This window comes from Paraburkholderia sp. Cy-641 (assembly GCF_011752945.1).
In the GTDB taxonomy this organism is placed as follows: domain Bacteria; phylum Pseudomonadota; class Gammaproteobacteria; order Burkholderiales; family Burkholderiaceae; genus Paraburkholderia.
Window position 1 is genome coordinate 19,849 of sequence record NZ_VWWM01000046.1, and the last position, 19,932, is coordinate 39,780.

A 19,932-nucleotide genomic window follows, 5' to 3' on the forward strand; every position below is an offset into this window, starting at 1 on the left:
CGAATCGTTCCATTCTTATGCGATTCGGTGCGTAGGGTCCGTTATCTGTTTATAATCAAAGCAATTTTAAAGGATTCGAAGGTGGTTGTATGCTGGATCGTGAAGGCTTTCGCCCGAACGTCGGCATCATCCTCTTGAACGCGCACAACGAGGTGTTTTGGGGCAAACGGCTCCGTGAACATTCCTGGCAGTTTCCGCAAGGGGGCATCAAATATGGTGAGACCCCCGTGCAAGCGATGTATCGGGAGTTACACGAAGAAACCGGACTGCTTCCTGAGCACGTCAAGGTGATCGGTCGCACGCGCGACTGGTTGCGTTATGAGGTGCCTGACAAGTTCATCAAGCGTGAAGTACGCGGTCATTACCGCGGCCAGAAGCAAATCTGGTTCTTGCTCCGGATGGTGGGACGCGACTGCGATATCTGCTTGCGCGCCACCGACCACCCGGAGTTCGATGCCTGGCGTTGGAACGAGTACTGGGTGCCGCTCGACTGTGTGATCGAGTTCAAGCGGGATGTGTATCAGTTGGCGCTGACGGAGCTATCCCGTTTCATGCGCCGGCCTGTGCCGCGTGCGGAAAAACCTGGCGGGCACCATGGGTCGCGCTATCCCCGGGTGACCTCGTCGATGCAGAGTCCTCCGGATTCCACGGTCAGTACGGTGACTTCGGTCACTGTCGTGAGTTCGGTGAGCATCGCGACCACGACTCACGTTGTGGTCATGCAGGATTGCGGAGATGACGCCGAAGCCGTACAAGCGAACAGCGAAGCGCGGCACGACGAGGAATCCGCCGACGAAAGCGCCGGCCCGCTGGTCCGGCCGGGCATGCGCGGTTAACAATTCCGGGCGGCTGTCCATGCCGCCTCTCTCTGGCGCGGCTTTCGGGCCGCGTCCGTCTTTCGAGGGAATCAGATTGAAAGCATTTGCTCTCGCCGCGGCGTGCGTCGCCACAGGCGCCCTGCTGGCAGGCTGTTCGAGCGCCGGCAAACCGACCAATAAAGACGACAGCGCGTTCGTCTATCTGCTGGACCGCAAGGGCAACTGGGTTGAAAACAAGGTAGACACGCTGCCACCTCTGCCGACGGAGGCGAATCTGCTGCCGTTCGAGGTGTCCGGCAATACGCCGCTGCAATTCGCAATCGACGCGAAATCCGTCAGCGTCGGCGACGACGGCGTCGTGCGTTACACGGTGGTCGTCACGAGCCCGAGCGGCGCGCGCAACGTGAACTACGAAGGTATCCGCTGCGACACGTACGAGTGGCGCCAGTATGCGGGCCTGAATGCCGATCACGACGGCTGGGACAAGGATGTCGCCAACCAGTTTTCGCGCATCGAGAATGGCGCGCTGAACGCGTACCAGGCGGCGCTGTACCAGGACTACATGTGCGCGAACAAGATTCCGACTGGCAGCGCGCAGCACATCGTCGAGAACATTCGCTACAAGCGCACGCAAACGTCGCAGATTCACTGAGTTGCGTTCGCGGGCGCGCTCCGGGTTCCTCCCGGTGCGTTGCGCCAAAGACGGAAAAAGCCGTTCCAGTTCAGGCTGGAGCGGCTTTTTTGTGGGCTTTGGCTTTCTACGAACCTTGTTCGGGTTCGCGTCGCGGGACGAATCAGAGCAACACGAGGTTGTCGCGGTGGATCAACTCGGGCTCCAGCATATAGCCGAGCACCGACTCGATTTCGCCGCTGGGGCGCCGCTGGATCAGCCTGGTTTCGGCGCTGCTGTAGTTCGTCAAACCGCGCGCCACCTCGCGCCCCGACGCGCTCACGCACGCAATCACCTCGCCGCGCGCAAACGCCCCCTGCACACCGACGATGCCGATCGGCAACAGGCTCTTGCCGCCTGCGGTCAGCTTTTCCACCGCGCCGTCGTCGATCACGACGTGGCCGCGCACCTGCAGGTGATCGGCCATCCACTGCTTGCGCGCCGCCATCCGCGCGGTGCGGGCGATGAGCTGCGTGCCGATCGCTTCGCCCGACGCAAGCCGCGACAGCACGTCCACCTCGCGTCCGCTCGCGATCACCGTATTGGCGCCGCTATGCGCCGCGCGCTTGGCAGCAAGAATCTTGGTCAGCATGCCGCCGCGGCCGAGGCTCGAACCTGCGCCGCCCGCCATCGCTTCGAGCTCCGGCGCGCCGGCGTCGGCCTGCTGAACGAGCGTGGCACTCGGCTCCTTGCGCGGATCGGCCGTGAAAAGGCCTTGCTGATCCGTGAGAATGACGAGTGCGTCGCCTTCGATCAGATTGGCGACCAGCGCGCCGAGCGTGTCGTTGTCGCCGAACTTGATTTCGTCGGTTACGACCGTGTCGTTTTCGTTGATGATCGGCACGACGCCGAGGCGTAGCAGCGTGAGCAACGTGGAGCGCGCATTCAGGTAACGCTCGCGGTCGGCGAGGTCGGCGTGCGTCAGCAGAATCTGCGCGGTCTGGATCGAGTGCTCGGCGAAGCGGCTTTCGTACACCTGCGCAAGCCCCATCTGCCCGACGGCCGCGGCCGCCTGCAACTCGTCGATTTCACGCGGCCGTTTGGTCCAGCCGAGCCGCTGCATGCCCTCGGCGATGGCGCCCGAGCTGACCAGCACCACCTCCTTGCCTTGCGCGCGCAGCGCCGCAATCTGCGCGGCCCAGCGGCCGATCGCCGTATGATCGAGGCCGCGCCCGTCGTTCGTGACGAGGCTCGAACCGACCTTCACTACCAATCGCCGTGAATCCGCGATGACCGAACGCATCGTGCGCTGTCTCCCAAGATGACGCGTGATACATGCCGGCAGCCCGCCTGCTGGCGCCGGCGCTGGAGTTTTTATTCCTGCGGGTGGCTGCCGGACTCGCCAACCGCGGCCTGGACTCCCGATCCTTCGCGGAAACGCACGTCGGAAGCAAGGTCTTCGGCTTCGGCCGCGCGCTGCGCATCGGAATGTTCGGCGAGGTAGTCGAACACCGCGTAGCAGAGATTCTCACAGCCCTGGCCGGTCAGCGCCGAAATCTCGAACACCGGACCATCCCAGCCAAAACCTTCGAGGAACGCCGACACGCGCGCTTCGCGCTCGTCTTCGGGCACCATGTCGAGCTTGTTCAGAACGAGCCAACGCGGCTTCTGATAGAGCTGATCGTCGTACTTGCGCAGTTCGTTGACGATCGCCTTCGCTTCCACGACCGGATCGATCGACTCGTCGAACGGTGCAATGTCGACGATGTGCAGCAGCAGGCCAGTGCGCTGCAGGTGGCGCAGGAACTGGTGGCCGAGACCCGCGCCTTCGGCCGCGCCTTCGATCAAACCGGGAATGTCGGCGATCACGAAGCTGCGGCTCGGCCCGACGCGCACCACGCCGAGATTCGGCGCGAGCGTCGTGAACGGGTAATCGGCGATTTTCGGCTTCGCGTTCGACACCGACGAGATAAACGTCGACTTGCCGGCGTTCGGCATGCCAAGCAGGCCAACGTCGGCCAGCACTTTCAGTTCGAGGCGCACCATGCGGCGCTCGCCCGGCTTGCCGTCGGTCTTCTGACGCGGCGCGCGGTTCGTGCTGGATTTGAAATGCAGATTGCCGAGACCGCCCGCACCGCCCTGCGCAATTTGCACGCTCTGATTGTGCTCGGTCAGATCGGCGATCAACTCGCCAGTTTCCATGTCGGTGATCGTGGTGCCGACCGGCATGCGCAGCGTGATGTCGTCGCCGCCCTTGCCGTAGCAGTCCGAACCGCGACCGTTTTCGCCGTTGCGAGCCAGATGTTTTTTCGCGTAGCGGTAGTCGATCAGCGTGTTGATGTTGCGGTCCGCGACCGCGATCACGCTGCCGCCCCGGCCGCCGTCGCCGCCATCCGGACCGCCGAACGGAACGAATTTCTCGCGGCGCATCGACGCGCTGCCATCCCCTCCGTCGCCGGCGATGACTTCAATCCTCGCTTCGTCAATGAACTTCATGCGTAACTCCGTCCCGTATGTGCTGCCAGATGCAGGGTGTACTGCCTGATTGGATGCTGCTATTTTGCCGCGCGCGTTGCGCGTTGATCAATCGACCGAACGGCATAGGCACAGCCAGCCAGCGATCGATGCCGCGCGCAGAAGGCGCCGCAATAAAAAAGGCCCCGCGAACTTCGCGGGGCCTTTTTCCGGTCCTGAAGCCCGTGCCTGATTAAACTCAGGCTGCCGGGACGACGGAAACGGTGTGCTTCTTCGCCGCGCCCTTCGTCGAGAACTGAACGTGGCCGTCCTTCAGCGCGAACAGGGTGTGATCCTTGCCCATGCCGACGTTTTCACCAGCGTGCATGCGCGTGCCGCGCTGACGCACGATGATGCCGCCAGCGTTGATAGCCTGGCCGCCGTAAACCTTCACGCCGAGGCGCTTCGATTCGGAGTCGCGGCCGTTCCGGGACGATCCGCCTGCCTTTTTGTGTGCCATTTGATCTGCTCCTTAACCGGTGCGCTTACGCGTTGATCGCGTCGATGCGCAGTTCGGTATAGTTCTGGCGGTGGCCGCCATGCTTCTGGTAGTGCTTCCGGCGACGCATCTTGAAGATGGTCACTTTTGCGTGACGACCCTGCGACACGACGGTAGCCTTGACGGAAGCCCCACTGACCAGCGGCGTACCGAACTTAATCGATTCGCCTTCGCCCACTGCGAGAACCTGGTCGAGCGTGATTTCAGCGTCAATGTCTGCCGGTATCTGTTCTACTTTAAGTTTTTCGCCGACGGCAACCTTGTACTGCTTGCCACCGGTTTTTATGACCGCGTACATTGAGAACCTCACTCTTTGTTCATTTTTTCCCACGCACCGCGCGCGGAAACTCTCAATTATACATGGAGTTAGCTGCTCGGTCAAAACCTGTTTCCAAAACCGTTTAAGAGTCTTTCCGCCGCCTTCCGGCCTTACTTTCGCGACGGGGCGAGCGGCACCCGGCACCTCCCACGCAGCCCCGGCATGCGGCGCTGCCGACGCGGCAAAGCGCCCGCGCCGCAGCCGACGACCCGGAAGCGCCCCGATCGCCTTATAATTCGCGGCACTACCCAATTCAGCCATCATGTCGTCGACTGCCACCCCTTCCCCCAACGTCGCCAGCCTGCTTGCTCCGGTCGCCGAAGACATGCAGCAGGTGAATCGCGTCATCCGGCAACGTCTTGCGTCCGACGTGATGCTGATCAACCAGATTTCCGAGTACATCATCGGCGCTGGCGGCAAACGGCTGCGGCCCGCGCTGCTGCTGCTCGTGGCGGGCGCGCTCGGCGACACGACGGGGCACCGGCACGAACTGGCGGCGGTCGTCGAATTCATCCACACGGCCACCTTGCTGCATGACGACGTGGTCGACGAATCCGACCTGCGGCGCGGCCGTCAGACCGCCAACGCGCTGTTCGGCAACGCCGCGAGCGTGCTGGTCGGCGATTTTCTCTACTCGCGCTCGTTCCAGATGATGGTCGGCGTCGGCAAGATGCGGGTCATGGAGATTCTGTCGGAGGCGACCAACATCATCTCCGAGGGCGAAGTGCTGCAATTGCTGAACATGCACGACGCGGACGTCGACGAAGCCCGCTACATGCAGGTGATCCGCTACAAGACCGCCAAGCTGTTCGAAGCGGCCGCCCAGCTGGGCGCGGTGCTGGCCGGCGCGGACGCGAAAATCGAAGCGGCCGCGGCGGAATTCGGCCGGCGCATCGGCACGGCGTTCCAGATCATGGACGACTGGCTCGACTACACGGGCACGGCCGAATCGATGGGCAAGAACGCCGGCGACGATCTGCGCGAAGGCAAACCGACGCTGCCGCTCATCTATCTGATCGAACGCGGCACGCCGGAGCAGTCGGCACTCGCGCGCGAAGCGATCGAGCAGGGCGGCACCGACCGTTTCGAAACGATTTTCGAGGCGATCACGCGCTCCGGCGCGCTCGATCACACGCTCGAATGCGCGAAACAGGAAGCCCAGGCAGCCGCGGCGGCAATTTCTTCATTCCCCCATTCCATTTTTAAAGAGAGCCTGCTAGAATTATGTTCTTACTCAACGGCAAGGCAGTCTTGAACGAGACTGAAACGCCGGGTTAGTCTGAATCGAGTCAGCAGTACCTAATCGGGGTGTAGCTTAGCCTGGTAGAGCGCTACGTTCGGGACGTAGAGGCCGGAGGTTCGAATCCTCTCACCCCGACCAGATTCTCCTTGTTCGTTCAAGGTTCAAAAACCGCCGCAGCATTGCTCGGCGGTTTTTTGTTTTGCACGTCGTTTTTTACCCGCAGCCGTTGCTACACCGGCGACACACAGCCACCACATCGTCCATATCGGCGCCAACCCCAGTGGCGGGCCGCATAGCCCCCTCTGCTATATTCTCTCCATCCTTTCCCTTATTTTTCACGACGCGTGGAACAACTTCCCTTATGGGCGCAGATTGGCGCCGTCCTTCTGCTACTCGTCTGCTCCGCCTTCTTTTCCATTTCCGAGACAGCGATGATGGCGCTCAACCGCCATCGTCTGAAGCACCTTGCCAACCAGAACACGCTCGGCGCGAAAACGACCCAGGGCCTGCTCGCGCGTACCGATCAACTGCTGAGCGTCATCCTGATCGGCAACAACCTGTTCAATACGATCATCCCGGTGCTCACGACCTCGCTCGCGCTGCACACGTTCGGCCGCAACAACCTCATCCTGTCGATCGCGACCGGGCTCGTCGCGTTTCTGATCATCGTGTTCGCGGAGATCACGCCGAAAATCGTCGGCGCAACCTTTCCCGAGAAGATCGCGCTACCCGCGAGCCTGCTCATCGCGCCGCTGATGCGCGCCGCGAAACCGCTCATCTGGTTCGTCAACCTGTTCGCGAACGGCATCCTGCGCGTGCTGCACATCAACACGAAAAGCGCGCGTGACCAGCGGCTCTCCACCGAAGAATTGCGCACCATCGTGCTCGAGTCCGGCAGCTTCATGCCGACCAAGCACCGCAGCATCCTGCTGAATCTGTTCGACCTCGAAAACATCTCCGTGGACGACGTAATGATCCCGCGCCGCCGCATCGAGGCGCTCGACTTCGACGCGCCGTTCGAGCAGATCCTGCATCAACTCGAAACCTGCTATCACAACAAGCTGATCGTCTACCAGGGCGACATCGACCGTGTGCTCGGCGTGCTGCACGTACGCAAAACGCTCGCGGCCCTGCACAACCAGGAACTCGGGCGCGACACCCTGCGCGAACTGCTGACCGAGCCGTATTTCGTGCCGAGCGGCACGCCGGTGTTCCAGCAGCTCCAATATTTCCAGGAGAGCCGCCAGCGCACCGCGCTCGTCGTCGACGAATACGGCGAACTGCAAGGGCTCGTCACGCCAGAAGACATCATCGAGGAGCTGATCGGCGAATTCACCACCTCGATTCCGCGCGGCGCCAGTTCGCGCGGCGGCTGGAACGAGGATGGCGAATGCATCGTCGCGGGCAGCATGCCGCTGCGCGAACTGAACCGCTGGCTGCACCTCACGCTGCCCACCGACGGCCCGAAAACGCTCAACGGCCTGATTCTCGAAATTCTCGAAGACATTCCCGATGGCGACGTCTGCGTGCAGATCGGCGAGATCAAGCTCGAAGTCATGCGCAGCGACGATCAGGCGATTCGCACCGTCAAGCTGTTCAAACCGCCGTCGCGCAAAGCCGCCAAAGCGCGCCCCAACTAACGCCCTGGCTGGCAATCGCCGATTCGCGATCAGCATCGCACACGGCAGTTCAGCGCGCCATTAGCCGAATGGCTGAATGGCGCTGCCGCCCTCACTGCCGGAAGATGAAGCCGTCACGTTCTACAGGCGGCTCATCGCCGGTCTCTCATGTCCAACTCCTTTGCAGCCGCGACGGCCACGCCGCGCGCCCTGCCCTTTAACGGCGAAACTGGCGCAGCCAGTCTCGCCGATCCCGACAACGCCCCGGCCGTGCGTCTCCTGACCGACACGCTGCGGGAAGCGACGCGGCGCAATGCGTCGGATATTCACATCGAGCCGGCCGAGCACGGCTGGCGCATACGCTTGCGGATCGACGGCGTGCTGCATGAAATCCCGCGGCCGCCCGCTCATCTGCGCGATGCATTCGTCACGCGCGTGAAAGTACTCGCGCGGCTCGACATCGCCGAACGGCGCGTGCCGCAGGACGGTCGCCTGCGCATCGCCAGCACGCCGCAGCGCATCGAGGACTATCGCGTCAACTCGCTGCCCACTCTGTTCGGCGAAAAGCTCGTGCTGCGCCGGCTCGACGCACTGCCCGCCGATCTTTCGCTCGATTCGCTCGGCCTCGATCCGCAACAGCGTCAAACCGTCGACGCTGCGATTCGCGCGCCGCACGGTCTTGTGCTCGTCACCGGACCGACCGGCAGCGGCAAAACCCTGTCGCTGTACTGCTTTCTGAATCTGCTGAACGGCGAGGCGCGCAATCTCTGCTCGGTCGAGGACCCGGCGGAGATCCAGCTCGCCGGCATCAATCAGGTCAGTGTGCGCGAGAAAGCCGGGCTGACTTTCGCAGTCGCACTGCGCGCGTTTCTGCGTCAGGACCCGGACGTCATCATGGTCGGCGAAATCCGCGACAACGAGACCGCCGACGTCGCGGTCAAGGCCGCGCAAACCGGCCACCTCGTGCTGTCCACCTTGCATACGAACGATGCCCCCGCGGCGATCGCGCGGCTCATCGACATCGGTGTCGAGCCCTACAACCTCGCGGCCGCGCTGCGGATGGTGACGGCGCAACGGCTCGTGCGGCGCCTGTGCGCCGCGTGCCGCAAGCCAGCGCCGCATTCGGCGGCGGCGCTCGAGGCAGCCGGGTTCGCCGCCCACCGGCTCGATGGCTGGCAGCCTTATGCGGCAGTCGGCTGCGCGGCCTGCCACGGCATCGGCTACCGGGGACGCGTCGGCATTCACCAGGTGATGCCGGTCTCCGACGCTATGCGCGAACTGATCGTCGCCAGCGCGGGCGTCCACGAGCTGGCCCGGCTCGCGCAGACCGAACAGGTCGCGACGTTGCGCGACGCCGCGCTCGCGCGCGTACGCGACGGCACCACGAGTCTCGCCGAAGCGCTCGCCGCCACCGAAGTCGCATGAGCACCGTTCCGCTCCTTCGCCCCGCTGCCGACCAGCGCTTCAAATGGCACGGCCTCGACGCCGACGGCGCGCGTCAAAGCGGCTCGCTGATCGCGCCGGACGCGAGCGCCGCACGGGCCATGCTCAAACGCGACAACCTGTTCATCGTGGAACTCGCGATGCAAGGGCCGGCGCCACGCCCCCAAACCCGCGCCGCCGACGTCACGCTGTTCACGCGGCAACTCGCGAGCCTGTTGCGCGCCGGTCTGCCACTCGCACCCGCGCTCGAACTGCTCGCGCAAGCCCCCGCGTCGCGCCGGCAAGGCATGCCGCGCATCATCGCCGCCGTCGCGCGCGACATCACCGCCGGCCTGCGCTTTTCGGCGGCATTGCAGCGGCACCCCGCGCAGTTCAACGCGCTGTACTGCCAGCTCGTCGAAGTCGGCGAAGCCGCGGGCGCACTCGCCACGGTGCTCGCCCGTCTCGCCGACGACCGCGAACGCGCCGCCGCGCAACGCGCGAAAGTACGCGCGGCGCTGACCTACCCGGTCGCGATCCTGCTGCTCGCCATGGCGATTACGGCTGCGTTGCTGGTGTGGGTCGTGCCGACCTTCAAGCAGATTTTCGACGGTTTCGGTGCCCAGTTGCCCGCGCCGACACAGTTCGTGCTAGCGCTGTCAGCCGGCGCGGCGCGCTGGAGCGTGCCGGCGTTTGCGCTGCTGGCCGCGCTGAGCTCGGCCATGACGTTCGTGTTGCGGCGGTCGGCCAGCGCCCGCATCCGTTTTGCGCGCGCCTCGCTCAATCTGCCGGTAGCCGGCCCGCTGCTGCGCACGCTGTGCGCGGCGCGCTGGAGCCGCGCGCTCGGCACGCTGCTGTCCGCCGGCACACCGCTCGCCGATGCCTTCGACTCGCTCACGCACGCAACCGGCAATGCCTTTTTCGATCGCGCCACGGCGGGCATCGCGGTGAGATTGCGGCGCGGCGAACGGCTCGCCGCGGCGATGCGCGCCGCGCAATGCTTCCCGTCCGAGGTCGTGCAGCCCGTTGCGGTCGCCGAGGAATCGGGGGCGCTCGACACGATGCTGCTCGACGTCGCCTCGCTCGCCGATCGCCAGGTGGACGAAAAGATCGGCACGCTGTCGAGCCTGTGCGAACCGCTCGTGATCGTCGTGCTCGGCGCGCTGGTCGGGGGCCTCGTGATTGCGATGTATCTTCCCATTATTCAACTCGGCAACGTGGTGTAGCATCGCAGCCGAATCCATTCCAAACTCCATGCAGGCTCCTCTTCCGCTCGTGCAAGAAACCTCTTCCAGCCTGCTCGCGGGCTTACTGCCAGGCCGCTTCGCGAGCGATGTCGGGCTCGCGATCGCCAGTCTGCCCGCGGGCGTGCAGATCGCGTTCGCGATCGTGTTCGGCCTCGTGATCGGCAGCTTTCTGAACGTGGTCGTGCATCGGCTGCCCATCATGCTCGAACGCGCCTGGCGCGAGGAAATCAACGAGGCCACCGAGACGCCGCAAGCCGACGACGGCCTGCCCGCGCGCTATAACCTGTGGGTGCCGCGCAGCGCATGCCCGCATTGCGGTCACGTTCTGAGCGCGTGGGAAAACCTGCCGGTCCTGAGCTATCTCATGTTGCGCGGGCGTTGCTCCGCGTGCGGCACGCATGTGAGCCTGCGCTATCCACTGCTCGAAATTGCGAGCGCCGCCTGCGCCGCGAGCGTGCTCGCGGTGTTCGGCCCGACCATGATGGCGCTCGCCGCGTTCGGCCTGTGCGCGACGCTGCTGGCGATGAGCGCGATCGACATCGACACGCACCTGTTGCCCGACTCGATGACGCTGCCGCTGCTGTGGGCCGGCATCATCGTCAATTTCAACGGTATGTTCACGAACCTGCACGACGCGGTGCTCGGCGCGATCTTCGGGTATCTCGCGCTATGGGCCGTGCATTGGGTGTTCCGTCTCGTACGTGGCGTCGAAGGCATGGGCTACGGCGATTTCAAGCTGCTAGCCGCCCTCGGCGCCTGGCTCGGCTGGGCTGCCCTGCCGCAAATCGTGCTGATCGCGGCGATCGCCGGTGCGGTGGTCGGACTCGCGGCCACGTGGCGCGGCCGCATGCGCTTCGAGGAGCCGCTGCCGTTTGGGCCGTTTCTCGCCGCGGGCGGTGCGCTCACGCTATTTGTCGGCACGCCGCTCTATCTGGCTCTGGGAGGCTGAAGCATGTTCGTTGTGGGACTGACTGGCGGCATTGGCAGCGGCAAATCGACGGTGGCTAATCTGTTTGCCGCGCGCGGCGTGCCGCTCGTCGACACCGACGTGATCGCGCATCGCATCACCGCGCCGCATGGCGTCGCGATGCCGCTCATTGCCGCCGAATTCGGCACGGAGTTCGTCGAGCCGGACGGCTCGCTCGATCGCGCGCGCATGCGCTCGCTCGTGTTCAGCGACGAAGCGGCGCGCAAGCGTCTCGAAAGCATCACGCATCCGCTGATTCGCGCGGAAACCGAGCGCGAGCAACGCGAGGCGCAAGGGCCGTACGTGATCGTCGTGGTGCCGTTGCTGGTCGAATCCGGTACGTGGAAGAACCGGGCGAATCGGGTGCTGACCGTCGATTGCAGCGTCGAGACGCAGATCGCGCGCGTGATGAAGCGCAACGGCTTCAGCCGCGAACAGATCCTCGCGATCATCGCGCGCCAGGCCACGCGCGAAGCGCGCTTAGCCGCCGCCGACGACGTCATCGACAACGACAATGCGCCGCTCGAAGCGCTCGAAGCTCAGGTGGATGTACGGCATCGCGCGTACCTGTTGCTCGCGAATGGGTGAGTAACGGGTGAACGAGCGAGAGGGCCGGCCAAACCGAAGCCGCCGCGTGCGCTGACCTGCGCACACGCGCAATACCGCGATACGTGACGCACCCGGATCGCACACATGCGTTGCATAGGCGTGTGCCGCACCTGGCCGCGATCGATCCGTACGCGGATCGATCGCATGCATGCGTCCCGATGAAGCGCCACGCGAATCTCGAAGCGCAACGCGAGCGCAACATGACACAAGCGTGTCCGCGGCACGCCTCATGCACGAGCACGCCCGAGGCAAAAACCCGCCACCGGCATGACTCAACCGCGGCACGAGGCACCATCAGCCCAGGTTCCCACACGAACCGCCACCCGCGCATTGAACTTTGCGCGCCCCCAGCAGCCGAAACGCTCTGAACCATCGTGAAGTCACGAAAAAAGTTGCGAAAGCGCGCTGAAAAAGTGCGTGATTGCTTGGGTAGTCCCACGGCATTAGAATGTTTTGCATTCCTGTCACCGACCACGCCCGAGGCGAGCCCGCTTGATCCTTTACGAGTACCCCTTCAACGAGCGAATCAGAACGCTGTTGCGCCTCGAAGATCTGTTCGAGCGCTTCACGTTCTTTCTGACTCAGGAAGACGCTAGGGAACATCACGTCGCACTGACAACGTTGTTCGAAATCTCCGAAGTCGCGGGTCGCGCAGATCTGAAGTCCGATCTGATGAAGGAGCTCGAGCGGCAACGGCAAACGCTCGCGCCGTTTCGCGGCAATCCCGGCATCGAACAGAACGCGCTGGAAGCGGTGCTCGGCGAAATCGAGCAAACGCTCGCAGGGCTCGCGCAGATGCAGGGCAAAACCGGCCAGCATCTTGCAGACAACGAATGGCTCGCGAGCATTCGCAGCCGCGCCATCATTCCTGGCGGTACCTGCAAATTCGATCTGCCGTCCTACTATGCGTGGCAACAGCTGCATCCCGATCAGCGTCGCCAGGACATCGCCAAATGGGTCACGCCGCTGCTGCCGCTGCGCGACGCGGCCACCATCGTGCTGCGGCTCGCGCGCGAATCGGGCCAGGCGTCGAAGGTGATGGCGATGCAGGGCAGCTATCAGCAGATGCTGTCGGGCCGCTCGTATCAATTGATGCAGGTGCGCGTGGCACCTGAATTGCGCGTGATTCCCGAAGCGAGCGCCAACAAGTACATGCTGTGGGTGCGCTTCACGGTGCAGGACGGCGATCTGCGGCCGCGCGCGGTCGACGTCGACGTACCGTTCCAGCTCACGCTTTGCAGCCTGTAAGCGCTCGTCGCCGTCCTTAACAGACCCAAACAGCCCAATCCGGATTCAGGGAACGCGCCTTTGAAACGGCGCAAAATAGCCTTATATTCGTTACTTGTTCCGTTTGCGATTGACTGTCCGACCGTATGCCTACCGTCGTCAAATGTCCTACTTGCGGCAAAGATGTCCGCTGGACCCCTGAAAACCGCTTCCGTCCTTTTTGTTCCGAACGCTGCAAGCAGATCGATCTCGGCGCATGGGCCGCCGAGAAATACAAGATCGGCGGCAACGACCAGGAAGCCTCGTCATCCGATGAAACGTCTCGTGACGATTACAACCCGCATTGAGTCCGGTCGCGAGACTAAAAAAAGGCCATCGAAAGACCGGCAATAAAAGGCGATAAACAGACGATAAAAAACCACGCGGCCCGGCGCTGTTCGCACAACCCCCGTCACCGCGTGGTTTCATCTGCTACACGTGCTACCCGCCGACTACGTCTTCTCGGCCGCCAGCCACTCCAGCACCGGAATGGTCGCCGGCAGCAGCGGCGAGACCTCGGCAGGCAAGCTCTGCCACACGAACGCCTGGCCTTCGCGCCCATGCGGCTCGCCCGACCACTGCGTCACCTTGCAGAAGAACAGCCGCACATAGGCATGCGGATAATCGTGTTCGAGCGTATGCCACAGATGGCTCGCCTCGACCTCGATCCCAAGCTCCTCGTGCAGTTCGCGCGCGAGCGCGGCCTCGACCGATTCGCCCGGTTCGAGCTTGCCGCCCGGAAACTCCCAGTAGCCCTCGTACGGCTTGCCCGCCGGACGCTGCGCGAGCAGATAGCGCCCGTCTGGCTGCACCAGCACGCCGACCGCGACTTCGGTGACCGGGCGGGCGGCGCCGTTCTTGCCCGTGTTGCCGCTTGCCTCGCTCATGCCGGCGTCTTACGGCCGGACCAGTCGCGCGCGAACTGCCACGCGACACGTCCCGAGCGCGATCCGCGTTCGAGTGCCCACACGAGCGCATCGCCGCGCGCCGCCTCGATTTCGGCGTCGTCGCAACCGAAATGCCGCAGCCAGTGCGCGATGATCGTCAGATAGTCGTCCTGCTTGAACGGATAGAAGCTGACCCACAGCCCGAAACGCTCGGACAGCGAAATCTTCTCTTCGACCAGTTCGCCCGGATGAATCTCGCCATCCGACGTGTGCTTGTACGTCTCGTTGTCGCTCATGTACTCGGGCAGCAGATGGCGGCGGTTCGAGGTCGCGTAGATCAGCACGTTGTCCGACTGTGCGGCGACCGAGCCGTCGAGCGCAACCTTCAGCGCCTTGTAGCCCGATTCGCCCTCTTCGAACGACAGGTCGTCGCAGAACACGATGAAGCGCTCCGGGCGCTTCGCGATCAGATCGACGATGTCGCCGAGATCGTGCAGATCGTCCTTGTCCACTTCGATCAAACGCAGCCCGTCTTTTGCGTACGCGTTCAGGCAGGCCTTGATCAGCGACGACTTGCCGGTGCCGCGCGCGCCCGTCAGCAGCACGTTGTTGGCCGGCTGCTGGCGCACGAACTGGCGCGTGTTCTGTTCGATCAGCCCTTTCTGGCGATCGATGTTCTGCAGGTCGTCGAGCGTGATCGACGAAATCGCGGGCACCGGTTGCAGGTAGCCGCGCCCCTGGCGCTTGCGCCAGCGGAACGCGACGGCGGCCGACCAGTCGATTTCCGGCGCGGCGGGGGGAAGCATGGCTTCCAGGCGACCGAGCACGGCTTCGGCCCGGGTCAGAAACTGTTCGAGTTTGTCCATGTTAAGTAGGCGGCCAGCGGCCGCGCATTGAGCCTGATTACGAGCGGTAGTCGGCGTTGATGCTCACGTAGTCGTGCGACAGATCGCAGGTCCAGATCGTGGCTTGCGCATTGCCGCGTCCGAGCACGACGCGAATGCCGATTTCGCTCTTTTTCATGACGCGCTGGCCGTCTTCTTCGCGGTAGGCCGGGTTGCGGCCGCCGGCGGTGGCGACCAGCACGTCGTCGAGATACAGATCGATCTTGCCGACGTCGAGATCGTCCACGCCGGCATAGCCGATGGCCGCGAGAATGCGGCCGAGGTTCGGGTCCGAGGCATAGAAGGCCGTCTTCACGAGCGGCGAGTGGCCGATCGCGTAGGCGATCTTGCGGCACTCCTCGACGCTCGAGCCGCCTTCGACATGCACGGTCATGAATTTGGTCGCGCCTTCGCCGTCGCGCACGATCAGCTGCGCGAGCGTCTGGGCGACTTCCGTCACCGCGTCGCGCAGCGCTGCATAAGCGGGCGAATCGGTGGACGTGATCGCGGGCAGGCTCGATTTGCCCGACGCGATCAGGATGAACGAATCGTTGGTCGACGTATCGCCATCGATCGTGATGCAGTTGAACGAGCGGTCCGCGACGTGCCTGACGAGTTCGTCGAGCACCGGCTGCGCGACGGCCGCGTCGAACGCGAGAAAGCCGAGCATGGTCGCCATGTTCGGCTTGATCATGCCGGCGCCCTTGCTGATGCCGGTCAGCGTGACCGTGTGGCCGTCGATCGTGACCCGGCGCGAGGTCGCCTTCGGCAGCGTGTCGGTCGTCATGATCGCCTGCGCCGCGTCGTACCAGTTCGCTTCCTTGCGGTTCGCGAGCGCGGCCGGCAAACCGGCCTTCAGACGGTCGACCGGCAGCGGTTCGAGAATCACCCCCGTCGAGAACGGCAGCACCTGCTCGGGCGCGATGTCGGCGAGACGCGCGAGTTCCGCGCAGGTTTCGCGCGTCGCCGCGAGGCCCGGCTCGCCGGTGCCCGCGTTCGCGTTGCCGGTGTTGATGACCAGCGCGCGAATCGGCTTGCCGCCCGCGCGCACGCGCTGCAGGTTCTCGCGGCACACGGTGACGGGCGCCGCGCAGAAGCGGTTCTGCGTAAACGCGCCGCCGACCGTCGCACCTTCGTCGACGGAAATGACGAGCACGTCCTTGCGGTTCGGCTTGCGGATATTCGCCTCTGCCCAGCCGAGCGTGACGCCGGCAACGGGATGGAGCTGAGCGGGATCGATCGAGGGAAAGTTGACAGCCATGGTCGCGACCTGTCGAAGAAAATGCCGGCGGGTGCCGGCATTGGGGAAACGGAACGGGTGACCCGGGCGTGCTGCCGGGCCACCGGCGAAATCAACGGCAAAGCCGCGCTAACGACGACACCGAAACAACGCGGCGCGCCCAGAAGCGCGCCGCACCGGCGTTACGCGATCTTGCCGTGACACTGCTTGTACTTCTTGCCGCTGCCGCACGGGCACGGGTCGTTACGTCCGACCTTCGGCACGTTGTCGGTATTCACATGCACCGCTTGCGGGGCCACGCCGTGACCGTGGCCGTGGCTCATCGCGTCGCCGATCATCGCGGCGGTGGCCGCTTCGGCTGCGACGGGCGCGGCGGCGCCGGCTTCCGCGAATTCGGCATGACGGAACTCGACGTTCTCGAGATGACCGCCCTGCTCTTCCATCTGCTCCGCAGCCGCCTCGAGCTGCTCCGGCGACTGGATCTGCACGTTCATCACGATGCGCGTGACTTCGAGCTTCACCGCGTCGAGCATCGCGGCGAACAGTTCGAACGCCTCGCGCTTGTATTCCTGCTTCGGATTCTTCTGCGCATAGCCACGCAGATGGATGCCCTGGCGCAGATGGTCGAGCGCCGCCAGGTGTTCGCGCCACGCACGATCGAGCGTCTGCAGCATGATCGAGCGCTCGAACGCGCTGAACGATTCGCGGCCCACGAGCTGGACCTTCGACTCGTACGCTTCGTCGGCGGCGGCCTCGACCGCTTCGAGAATTTCGTCCGCGTTGATCGAGTTCGACTCGTTGATCATTTCCTGAATCGCGAGATCGAGCTGCCATTCGTTGCGCAGCACTTCCTCGAGTTCGGGCACGTCCCACTGCTCTTCGATGCTGCCCGCCGGTACGAACTGATGCACGATGTCGGCGATCACGCCGTGACGCATCGCGCCGATCGTCTCGGTAATGTCGTTCGCTTCGAGCAATTCGTTGCGCTGCTGATAGATCACCTTGCGCTGATCGTTCGAGACATCGTCGTATTCGAGCAATTGCTTACGAATATCGAAGTTGCGCGCCTCGACCTTGCGCTGCGCCGATTCGATCGAGCGCGACACGATGCCCGCTTCGATCGCCTCGCCTTCCGGCATCTTCAGGCGGTCCATGATCGCGCGTACGCGGTCGCCCGCGAAAATGCGCAGCAGCGGGTCTTCGAGCGACAGATAGAAGCGCGACGAACCCGGGTCGCCCTGACGGCCGGCACGGCCGCGCAGCTGGTTGTCGATCCGGCGCGACTCGTGACGCTCGGTGCCGATGATGTGCAGACCGCCCGCGGCCTTCACCTGATCGTGCAGCGTCTGCCATTCGTCGTGCAGCTTCTGGATGCGGCGCTGCTTTTCATCGTCAGAAAGTGTTTCGTCCTGCTCGATGAACGACGCCTGTTTCTCCGCGTTGCCGCCGAGCACGATGTCGGTGCCGCGGCCGGCCATGTTGGTGGCGATCGTGATGCGCTGCGGCCGGCCCGCTTCGGCGACGATCGCCGCTTCGCGCGCGTGCTGCTTCGCGTTCAGCACTTCGCGCGGCAAACCGGCCTGCTTGAGCAGATGCGACAGCAGTTCCGAGTTCTCGATCGACGTCGTGCCGACCAGCACCGGCTGACCGCGCTCGTAGCACTCGCGAATGTCGCGGATCACCGCGTCGTAGCGTTCCTTCGCGGTCTTGTAGATCTGATCCTGCTTGTCGATCCGCTTGGGCGGACGGTTGGTCGGGATCACGACCGTTTCGAGACCGTAGATCTCGTTGAATTCGTACGCTTCGGTGTCGGCCGTGCCGGTCATGCCGGCCAGCTTCGCGTACATGCGGAAGTAGTTCTGGAACGTGATCGAAGCGAGCGTCTGGTTCTCGCTCTGGATCTTCACGTGCTCCTTCGCCTCGACCGCCTGGTGCAGACCGTCCGACCAGCGGCGGCCGGCCATCAGACGGCCGGTGAATTCGTCGACGATGATGACTTCGCCGTTCTGCACGACGTAGTGCTGGTCCTTGAAGAACAGCGTGTGCGCGCGCAGCGCCGCGTACACGTGGTGCATCAGCGTGATGTTCTGCGGCGCGTAGAGGCTTTCGCCCTCGCCGATCAGGCCCCACTCGGCGAGCAGGCGCTCGGCTTTTTCGTGGCCAGATTCGGTCAGGAACACCTGACGGCCCTTTTCGTCGAGCGTGTAGTCGCCCGGCTTCTCGACGCCGGTGCCGTCCGCCTTCTCTTCGCCGATCTGGCGTTCGAGCAGCGGCGGCAGCGCGTTCATGCGCACGTAGAGTTCGGTGTGATCTTCGGCCTGGCCGGAGATGATGAGCGGCGTACGCGCTTCGTCGATCAGGATCGAGTCCACTTCGTCGACGACCGCGAAATTCAGGCCGCGCTGCACGCGCGCGTCGGTCTCGTAGACCATGTTGTCGCGCAGGTAGTCGAAGCCGAATTCGTTGTTGGTGCCGTAGGTGATGTCCGAGGCGTAGGCTTTCTGCTTGGACTCGTGGTCCATCTGCGACAGGTTGATGCCGACCGACAGACCGAGGAAGTTGTAGAGCCGCGCCATCCATTCGGCGTCGCGCTGCGCGAGGTAGTCGTTGACCGTGACCACGTGCACGCCGCGCCCCGACAGCGCATTCAGGTACACCGGCAGCGTCGCGACGAGCGTCTTGCCTTCGCCGGTGCGCATTTCGCCGATCTTGCCGTAGTGCAGCGCCATGCCGCCGATCAACTGCACGTCGAAGTGGCGCATTTTCAGCACGCGCTTGCTGGCCTCGCGGCAAACCGCGAACGCCTCGGGCAGGATCTTGTCGAGAGATTCGCCGCTCGCGACGCGTTGGCGGAATTCACCCGTTTTGGCGCGCAGCTGATCGTCCGTCAATTGCTCGATCTGCGGTTCGAGCGCATTGATCGCCGCGACGGTCTTTTGATATTGCTTGACTAGCCGCTGATTACGGCTGCCAAAAATCTTCTGTAGAAAACCGGTGGTCATCGGATCGGTGTCTGCGTCGCGGCTTCGGCTGGCTCGCGGTGTGCGGTTCGGGCACGCGCGAGCCTAGAGTCGGAAAGGCTTTGGCCGCTTAGTCCAAGAGTGAATTCGAATCGGGCATTCTAGCACGCGCCTTTGGCAGCGCTTGTGTCAGAGGTGCGACGGCGCGGGCGTTCGGGGGGTGCCCCGGGGGCCGTCCGGCAAACTCCGGCGACGCGTCGCAAGCGGGGTTCGCAAGCTGCCCGCGCGGTACAATCGCGGCATGGGCGTGCAAGGTGCGCGCCCACGTCGTTAATCCCAAACATGAGCCGTTTTTCGTCCTTTTCAAGGCCGCCGAAGCAATTCGATCTGCGCCGTCCCCAGCCGCTTTCCGAGGTGCTGGGCCGCACGGACGCGTTCGCCGCGCTGCGCGCGGGCGTCGAGCAGATTGCCGCGCTCGAGAAGGATCTGCGCGAGTTGCTGCCCGATTATCTGGCGAGCAGCATCGAGCCGGGCTTCATCAAGGAAGGTGTCCTAGCCCTCTTTGCCGCGCACAACGCCCTCGCGGCACGGCTGAGGCACCTGGAGCCGCGGCTGTTGGCGGATTTGCAGCAGCGCGGCTGGCCGGTCCATGCGCTGAAGATTCGCGTGCGGCCGCAGCCGCTCAAGGAGCCGCCGCCCGTCAAACAGGCGTGCATGACGCCGGCCGGCGCCGACGCGCTGCAAGCGCTCAGCGAATCGCTCGCGCCTTCTCCCCTGCAGGAAGCGCTCGCGCGCATGGCGGCCCGGCATCGGCGCAATCGCTGAATA

19 protein-coding genes and 1 tRNA gene are annotated in these 19,932 nt (G+C 64.1%); 12 read left to right on the plus strand and 8 right to left on the minus strand.

Annotated elements, in window-relative coordinates; genetic code table 11:
* Positions 1 to 89 precede the first annotated feature (89 nt).
* Entirely contained in the window at positions 90 to 836 is a 747-nt protein-coding gene (locus F3J20_RS23005) for an RNA pyrophosphohydrolase (protein ID WP_167048735.1), read from the plus strand.
* A 76-nt stretch (positions 837 to 912) separates the two neighbouring features.
* Positions 913 to 1,470, plus strand: coding sequence for a CNP1-like family protein (locus F3J20_RS23010; RefSeq protein ID WP_167048733.1), 558 nt, complete (start codon positions 913 to 915; stop codon positions 1,468 to 1,470).
* A 142-nt stretch (positions 1,471 to 1,612) separates the two neighbouring features.
* Here F3J20_RS23010 and proB read toward each other — a convergent pair whose 3' ends face one another.
* From proB to rplU, 4 genes are all read right to left on the minus strand, one after another.
* On the minus strand, positions 1,613 to 2,731 hold the full coding sequence (gene proB / locus F3J20_RS23015; protein ID WP_167048731.1) for a glutamate 5-kinase: 1,119 nt from the start codon (positions 2,729 to 2,731) through the stop codon (positions 1,613 to 1,615).
* Positions 2,732 to 2,802: 71 nt separating this feature from the next.
* Positions 2,803 to 3,924 (minus strand): Obg family GTPase CgtA, encoded by a 1,122-nt coding sequence (gene cgtA, locus F3J20_RS23020; protein ID WP_167048729.1) that lies wholly within the window; start codon positions 3,922 to 3,924, stop codon positions 2,803 to 2,805.
* Between the two features lie 217 nt (positions 3,925 to 4,141).
* Complete coding sequence (gene rpmA / locus F3J20_RS23025) at positions 4,142 to 4,402, minus strand: 50S ribosomal protein L27 (RefSeq protein ID WP_008923994.1); 261 nt, start codon at positions 4,400 to 4,402, stop codon at positions 4,142 to 4,144.
* Between the two features lie 25 nt (positions 4,403 to 4,427).
* Entirely contained in the window at positions 4,428 to 4,739 is a 312-nt protein-coding gene (gene rplU, locus F3J20_RS23030; RefSeq protein WP_007180329.1) for a 50S ribosomal protein L21, read from the minus strand.
* A 283-nt stretch (positions 4,740 to 5,022) separates the two neighbouring features.
* Between rplU and F3J20_RS23035 the strand changes: the two genes are divergently transcribed.
* The 9 genes from F3J20_RS23035 to yacG all read left to right on the plus strand — a co-directional run bounded on the left by F3J20_RS23035 (position 5,023) and on the right by yacG (position 13,441).
* Entirely contained in the window at positions 5,023 to 6,015 is a 993-nt protein-coding gene (locus F3J20_RS23035) for a polyprenyl synthetase family protein (RefSeq protein WP_167284624.1), read from the plus strand.
* 49 nt (positions 6,016 to 6,064) lie between these two features.
* A tRNA-Pro gene (locus tag F3J20_RS23040) sits at positions 6,065 to 6,141 on the plus strand.
* A 206-nt stretch (positions 6,142 to 6,347) separates the two neighbouring features.
* Positions 6,348 to 7,643, plus strand: a complete 1,296-nt coding sequence (locus F3J20_RS23045) for an HlyC/CorC family transporter (RefSeq protein ID WP_167048725.1) — start codon at positions 6,348 to 6,350, stop codon at positions 7,641 to 7,643.
* Between the two features lie 147 nt (positions 7,644 to 7,790).
* The gene (locus F3J20_RS23050; RefSeq protein WP_167284625.1) at positions 7,791 to 9,047 is read left to right on the plus strand and encodes an ATPase, T2SS/T4P/T4SS family; all 1,257 of its coding nucleotides are present in this window, start codon (positions 7,791 to 7,793) and stop codon (positions 9,045 to 9,047) included.
* The gene (locus F3J20_RS23055; RefSeq protein WP_167284626.1) at positions 9,044 to 10,270 is read left to right on the plus strand and encodes a type II secretion system F family protein; all 1,227 of its coding nucleotides are present in this window, start codon (positions 9,044 to 9,046) and stop codon (positions 10,268 to 10,270) included. Before F3J20_RS23050 ends, F3J20_RS23055 begins: the two co-directional genes overlap by 4 nt.
* Before the next feature lie 28 nt (positions 10,271 to 10,298).
* Positions 10,299 to 11,240, plus strand: a complete 942-nt coding sequence (locus F3J20_RS23060) for an A24 family peptidase (RefSeq protein WP_167284627.1) — start codon at positions 10,299 to 10,301, stop codon at positions 11,238 to 11,240.
* 3 nt (positions 11,241 to 11,243) lie between these two features.
* Positions 11,244 to 11,846 carry a dephospho-CoA kinase gene (gene coaE / locus F3J20_RS23065; protein WP_167048717.1) on the plus strand — a complete coding sequence of 201 codons (603 nt, stop codon included), beginning with the start codon at positions 11,244 to 11,246 and terminating at the stop codon, positions 11,844 to 11,846.
* A gap of 513 nt (positions 11,847 to 12,359) precedes the next feature.
* Positions 12,360 to 13,115 carry a cell division protein ZapD gene (gene zapD / locus F3J20_RS23070; protein WP_167048715.1) on the plus strand — a complete coding sequence of 252 codons (756 nt, stop codon included), beginning with the start codon at positions 12,360 to 12,362 and terminating at the stop codon, positions 13,113 to 13,115.
* A 125-nt stretch (positions 13,116 to 13,240) separates the two neighbouring features.
* Entirely contained in the window at positions 13,241 to 13,441 is a 201-nt protein-coding gene (yacG, locus tag F3J20_RS23075; protein ID WP_167048713.1) for a DNA gyrase inhibitor YacG, read from the plus strand.
* Between the two features lie 144 nt (positions 13,442 to 13,585).
* Here the strand turns inward: yacG and F3J20_RS23080 are convergent, their stop codons facing one another.
* The 4 genes from F3J20_RS23080 to secA form a co-directional block, all read right to left on the minus strand.
* Positions 13,586 to 14,020: an NUDIX domain-containing protein gene (locus F3J20_RS23080; RefSeq protein WP_167048711.1), complete on the minus strand. Its 435-nt coding sequence runs from the start codon at positions 14,018 to 14,020 to the stop codon at positions 13,586 to 13,588.
* The gene (locus F3J20_RS23085) at positions 14,017 to 14,886 is read right to left on the minus strand and encodes an ATP-binding protein (RefSeq protein ID WP_167048709.1); all 870 of its coding nucleotides are present in this window, start codon (positions 14,884 to 14,886) and stop codon (positions 14,017 to 14,019) included. The genes F3J20_RS23080 and F3J20_RS23085 overlap by 4 nt, the downstream gene beginning before the upstream one ends.
* A gap of 37 nt (positions 14,887 to 14,923) precedes the next feature.
* Positions 14,924 to 16,165, minus strand: coding sequence for a bifunctional glutamate N-acetyltransferase/amino-acid acetyltransferase ArgJ (gene argJ, locus F3J20_RS23090; RefSeq protein WP_167048707.1), 1,242 nt, complete (start codon positions 16,163 to 16,165; stop codon positions 14,924 to 14,926).
* Positions 16,166 to 16,326: 161 nt separating this feature from the next.
* Complete coding sequence (gene secA / locus F3J20_RS23095) at positions 16,327 to 19,146, minus strand: preprotein translocase subunit SecA (RefSeq protein ID WP_167284628.1); 2,820 nt, start codon at positions 19,144 to 19,146, stop codon at positions 16,327 to 16,329.
* Between the two features lie 300 nt (positions 19,147 to 19,446).
* Between secA and F3J20_RS23100 the strand changes: the two genes are divergently transcribed.
* Positions 19,447 to 19,929 carry a DUF721 domain-containing protein gene (locus F3J20_RS23100; RefSeq protein ID WP_167284629.1) on the plus strand — a complete coding sequence of 161 codons (483 nt, stop codon included), beginning with the start codon at positions 19,447 to 19,449 and terminating at the stop codon, positions 19,927 to 19,929.
* Positions 19,930 to 19,932 lie beyond the last annotated feature (3 nt).

What these genes read in the sequence shown, in the direction of transcription:
- F3J20_RS23005 (WP_167048735.1), top strand. Translation starts at nt 90, where the DNA reads ATGCTGGATCGTGAAGGCTTTCGCCCGAACGTCGGCATCATCCTCTTG.
- proB (WP_167048731.1), bottom strand. Translation starts at nt 2,731, where the DNA reads ATGCGTTCGGTCATCGCGGATTCACGGCGATTGGTAGTGAAGGTCGGT.
- cgtA (WP_167048729.1), bottom strand. Translation starts at nt 3,924, where the DNA reads ATGAAGTTCATTGACGAAGCGAGGATTGAAGTCATCGCCGGCGACGGA.
- rpmA (WP_008923994.1), bottom strand. Translation starts at nt 4,402, where the DNA reads ATGGCACACAAAAAGGCAGGCGGATCGTCCCGGAACGGCCGCGACTCC.
- rplU (WP_007180329.1), bottom strand. Translation starts at nt 4,739, where the DNA reads ATGTACGCGGTCATAAAAACCGGTGGCAAGCAGTACAAGGTTGCCGTC.
- F3J20_RS23035 (WP_167284624.1), top strand. Translation starts at nt 5,023, where the DNA reads ATGTCGTCGACTGCCACCCCTTCCCCCAACGTCGCCAGCCTGCTTGCT.
- F3J20_RS23050 (WP_167284625.1), top strand. Translation starts at nt 7,791, where the DNA reads ATGTCCAACTCCTTTGCAGCCGCGACGGCCACGCCGCGCGCCCTGCCC.
- F3J20_RS23055 (WP_167284626.1), top strand. Translation starts at nt 9,044, where the DNA reads ATGAGCACCGTTCCGCTCCTTCGCCCCGCTGCCGACCAGCGCTTCAAA.
- F3J20_RS23060 (WP_167284627.1), top strand. Translation starts at nt 10,299, where the DNA reads ATGCAGGCTCCTCTTCCGCTCGTGCAAGAAACCTCTTCCAGCCTGCTC.
- coaE (WP_167048717.1), top strand. Translation starts at nt 11,244, where the DNA reads ATGTTCGTTGTGGGACTGACTGGCGGCATTGGCAGCGGCAAATCGACG.
- yacG (WP_167048713.1), top strand. Translation starts at nt 13,241, where the DNA reads ATGCCTACCGTCGTCAAATGTCCTACTTGCGGCAAAGATGTCCGCTGG.
- F3J20_RS23080 (WP_167048711.1), bottom strand. Translation starts at nt 14,020, where the DNA reads ATGAGCGAGGCAAGCGGCAACACGGGCAAGAACGGCGCCGCCCGCCCG.
- F3J20_RS23085 (WP_167048709.1), bottom strand. Translation starts at nt 14,886, where the DNA reads ATGGACAAACTCGAACAGTTTCTGACCCGGGCCGAAGCCGTGCTCGGT.
- argJ (WP_167048707.1), bottom strand. Translation starts at nt 16,165, where the DNA reads ATGGCTGTCAACTTTCCCTCGATCGATCCCGCTCAGCTCCATCCCGTT.
- secA (WP_167284628.1), bottom strand. Translation starts at nt 19,146, where the DNA reads ATGACCACCGGTTTTCTACAGAAGATTTTTGGCAGCCGTAATCAGCGG.
- F3J20_RS23100 (WP_167284629.1), top strand. Translation starts at nt 19,447, where the DNA reads ATGAGCCGTTTTTCGTCCTTTTCAAGGCCGCCGAAGCAATTCGATCTG.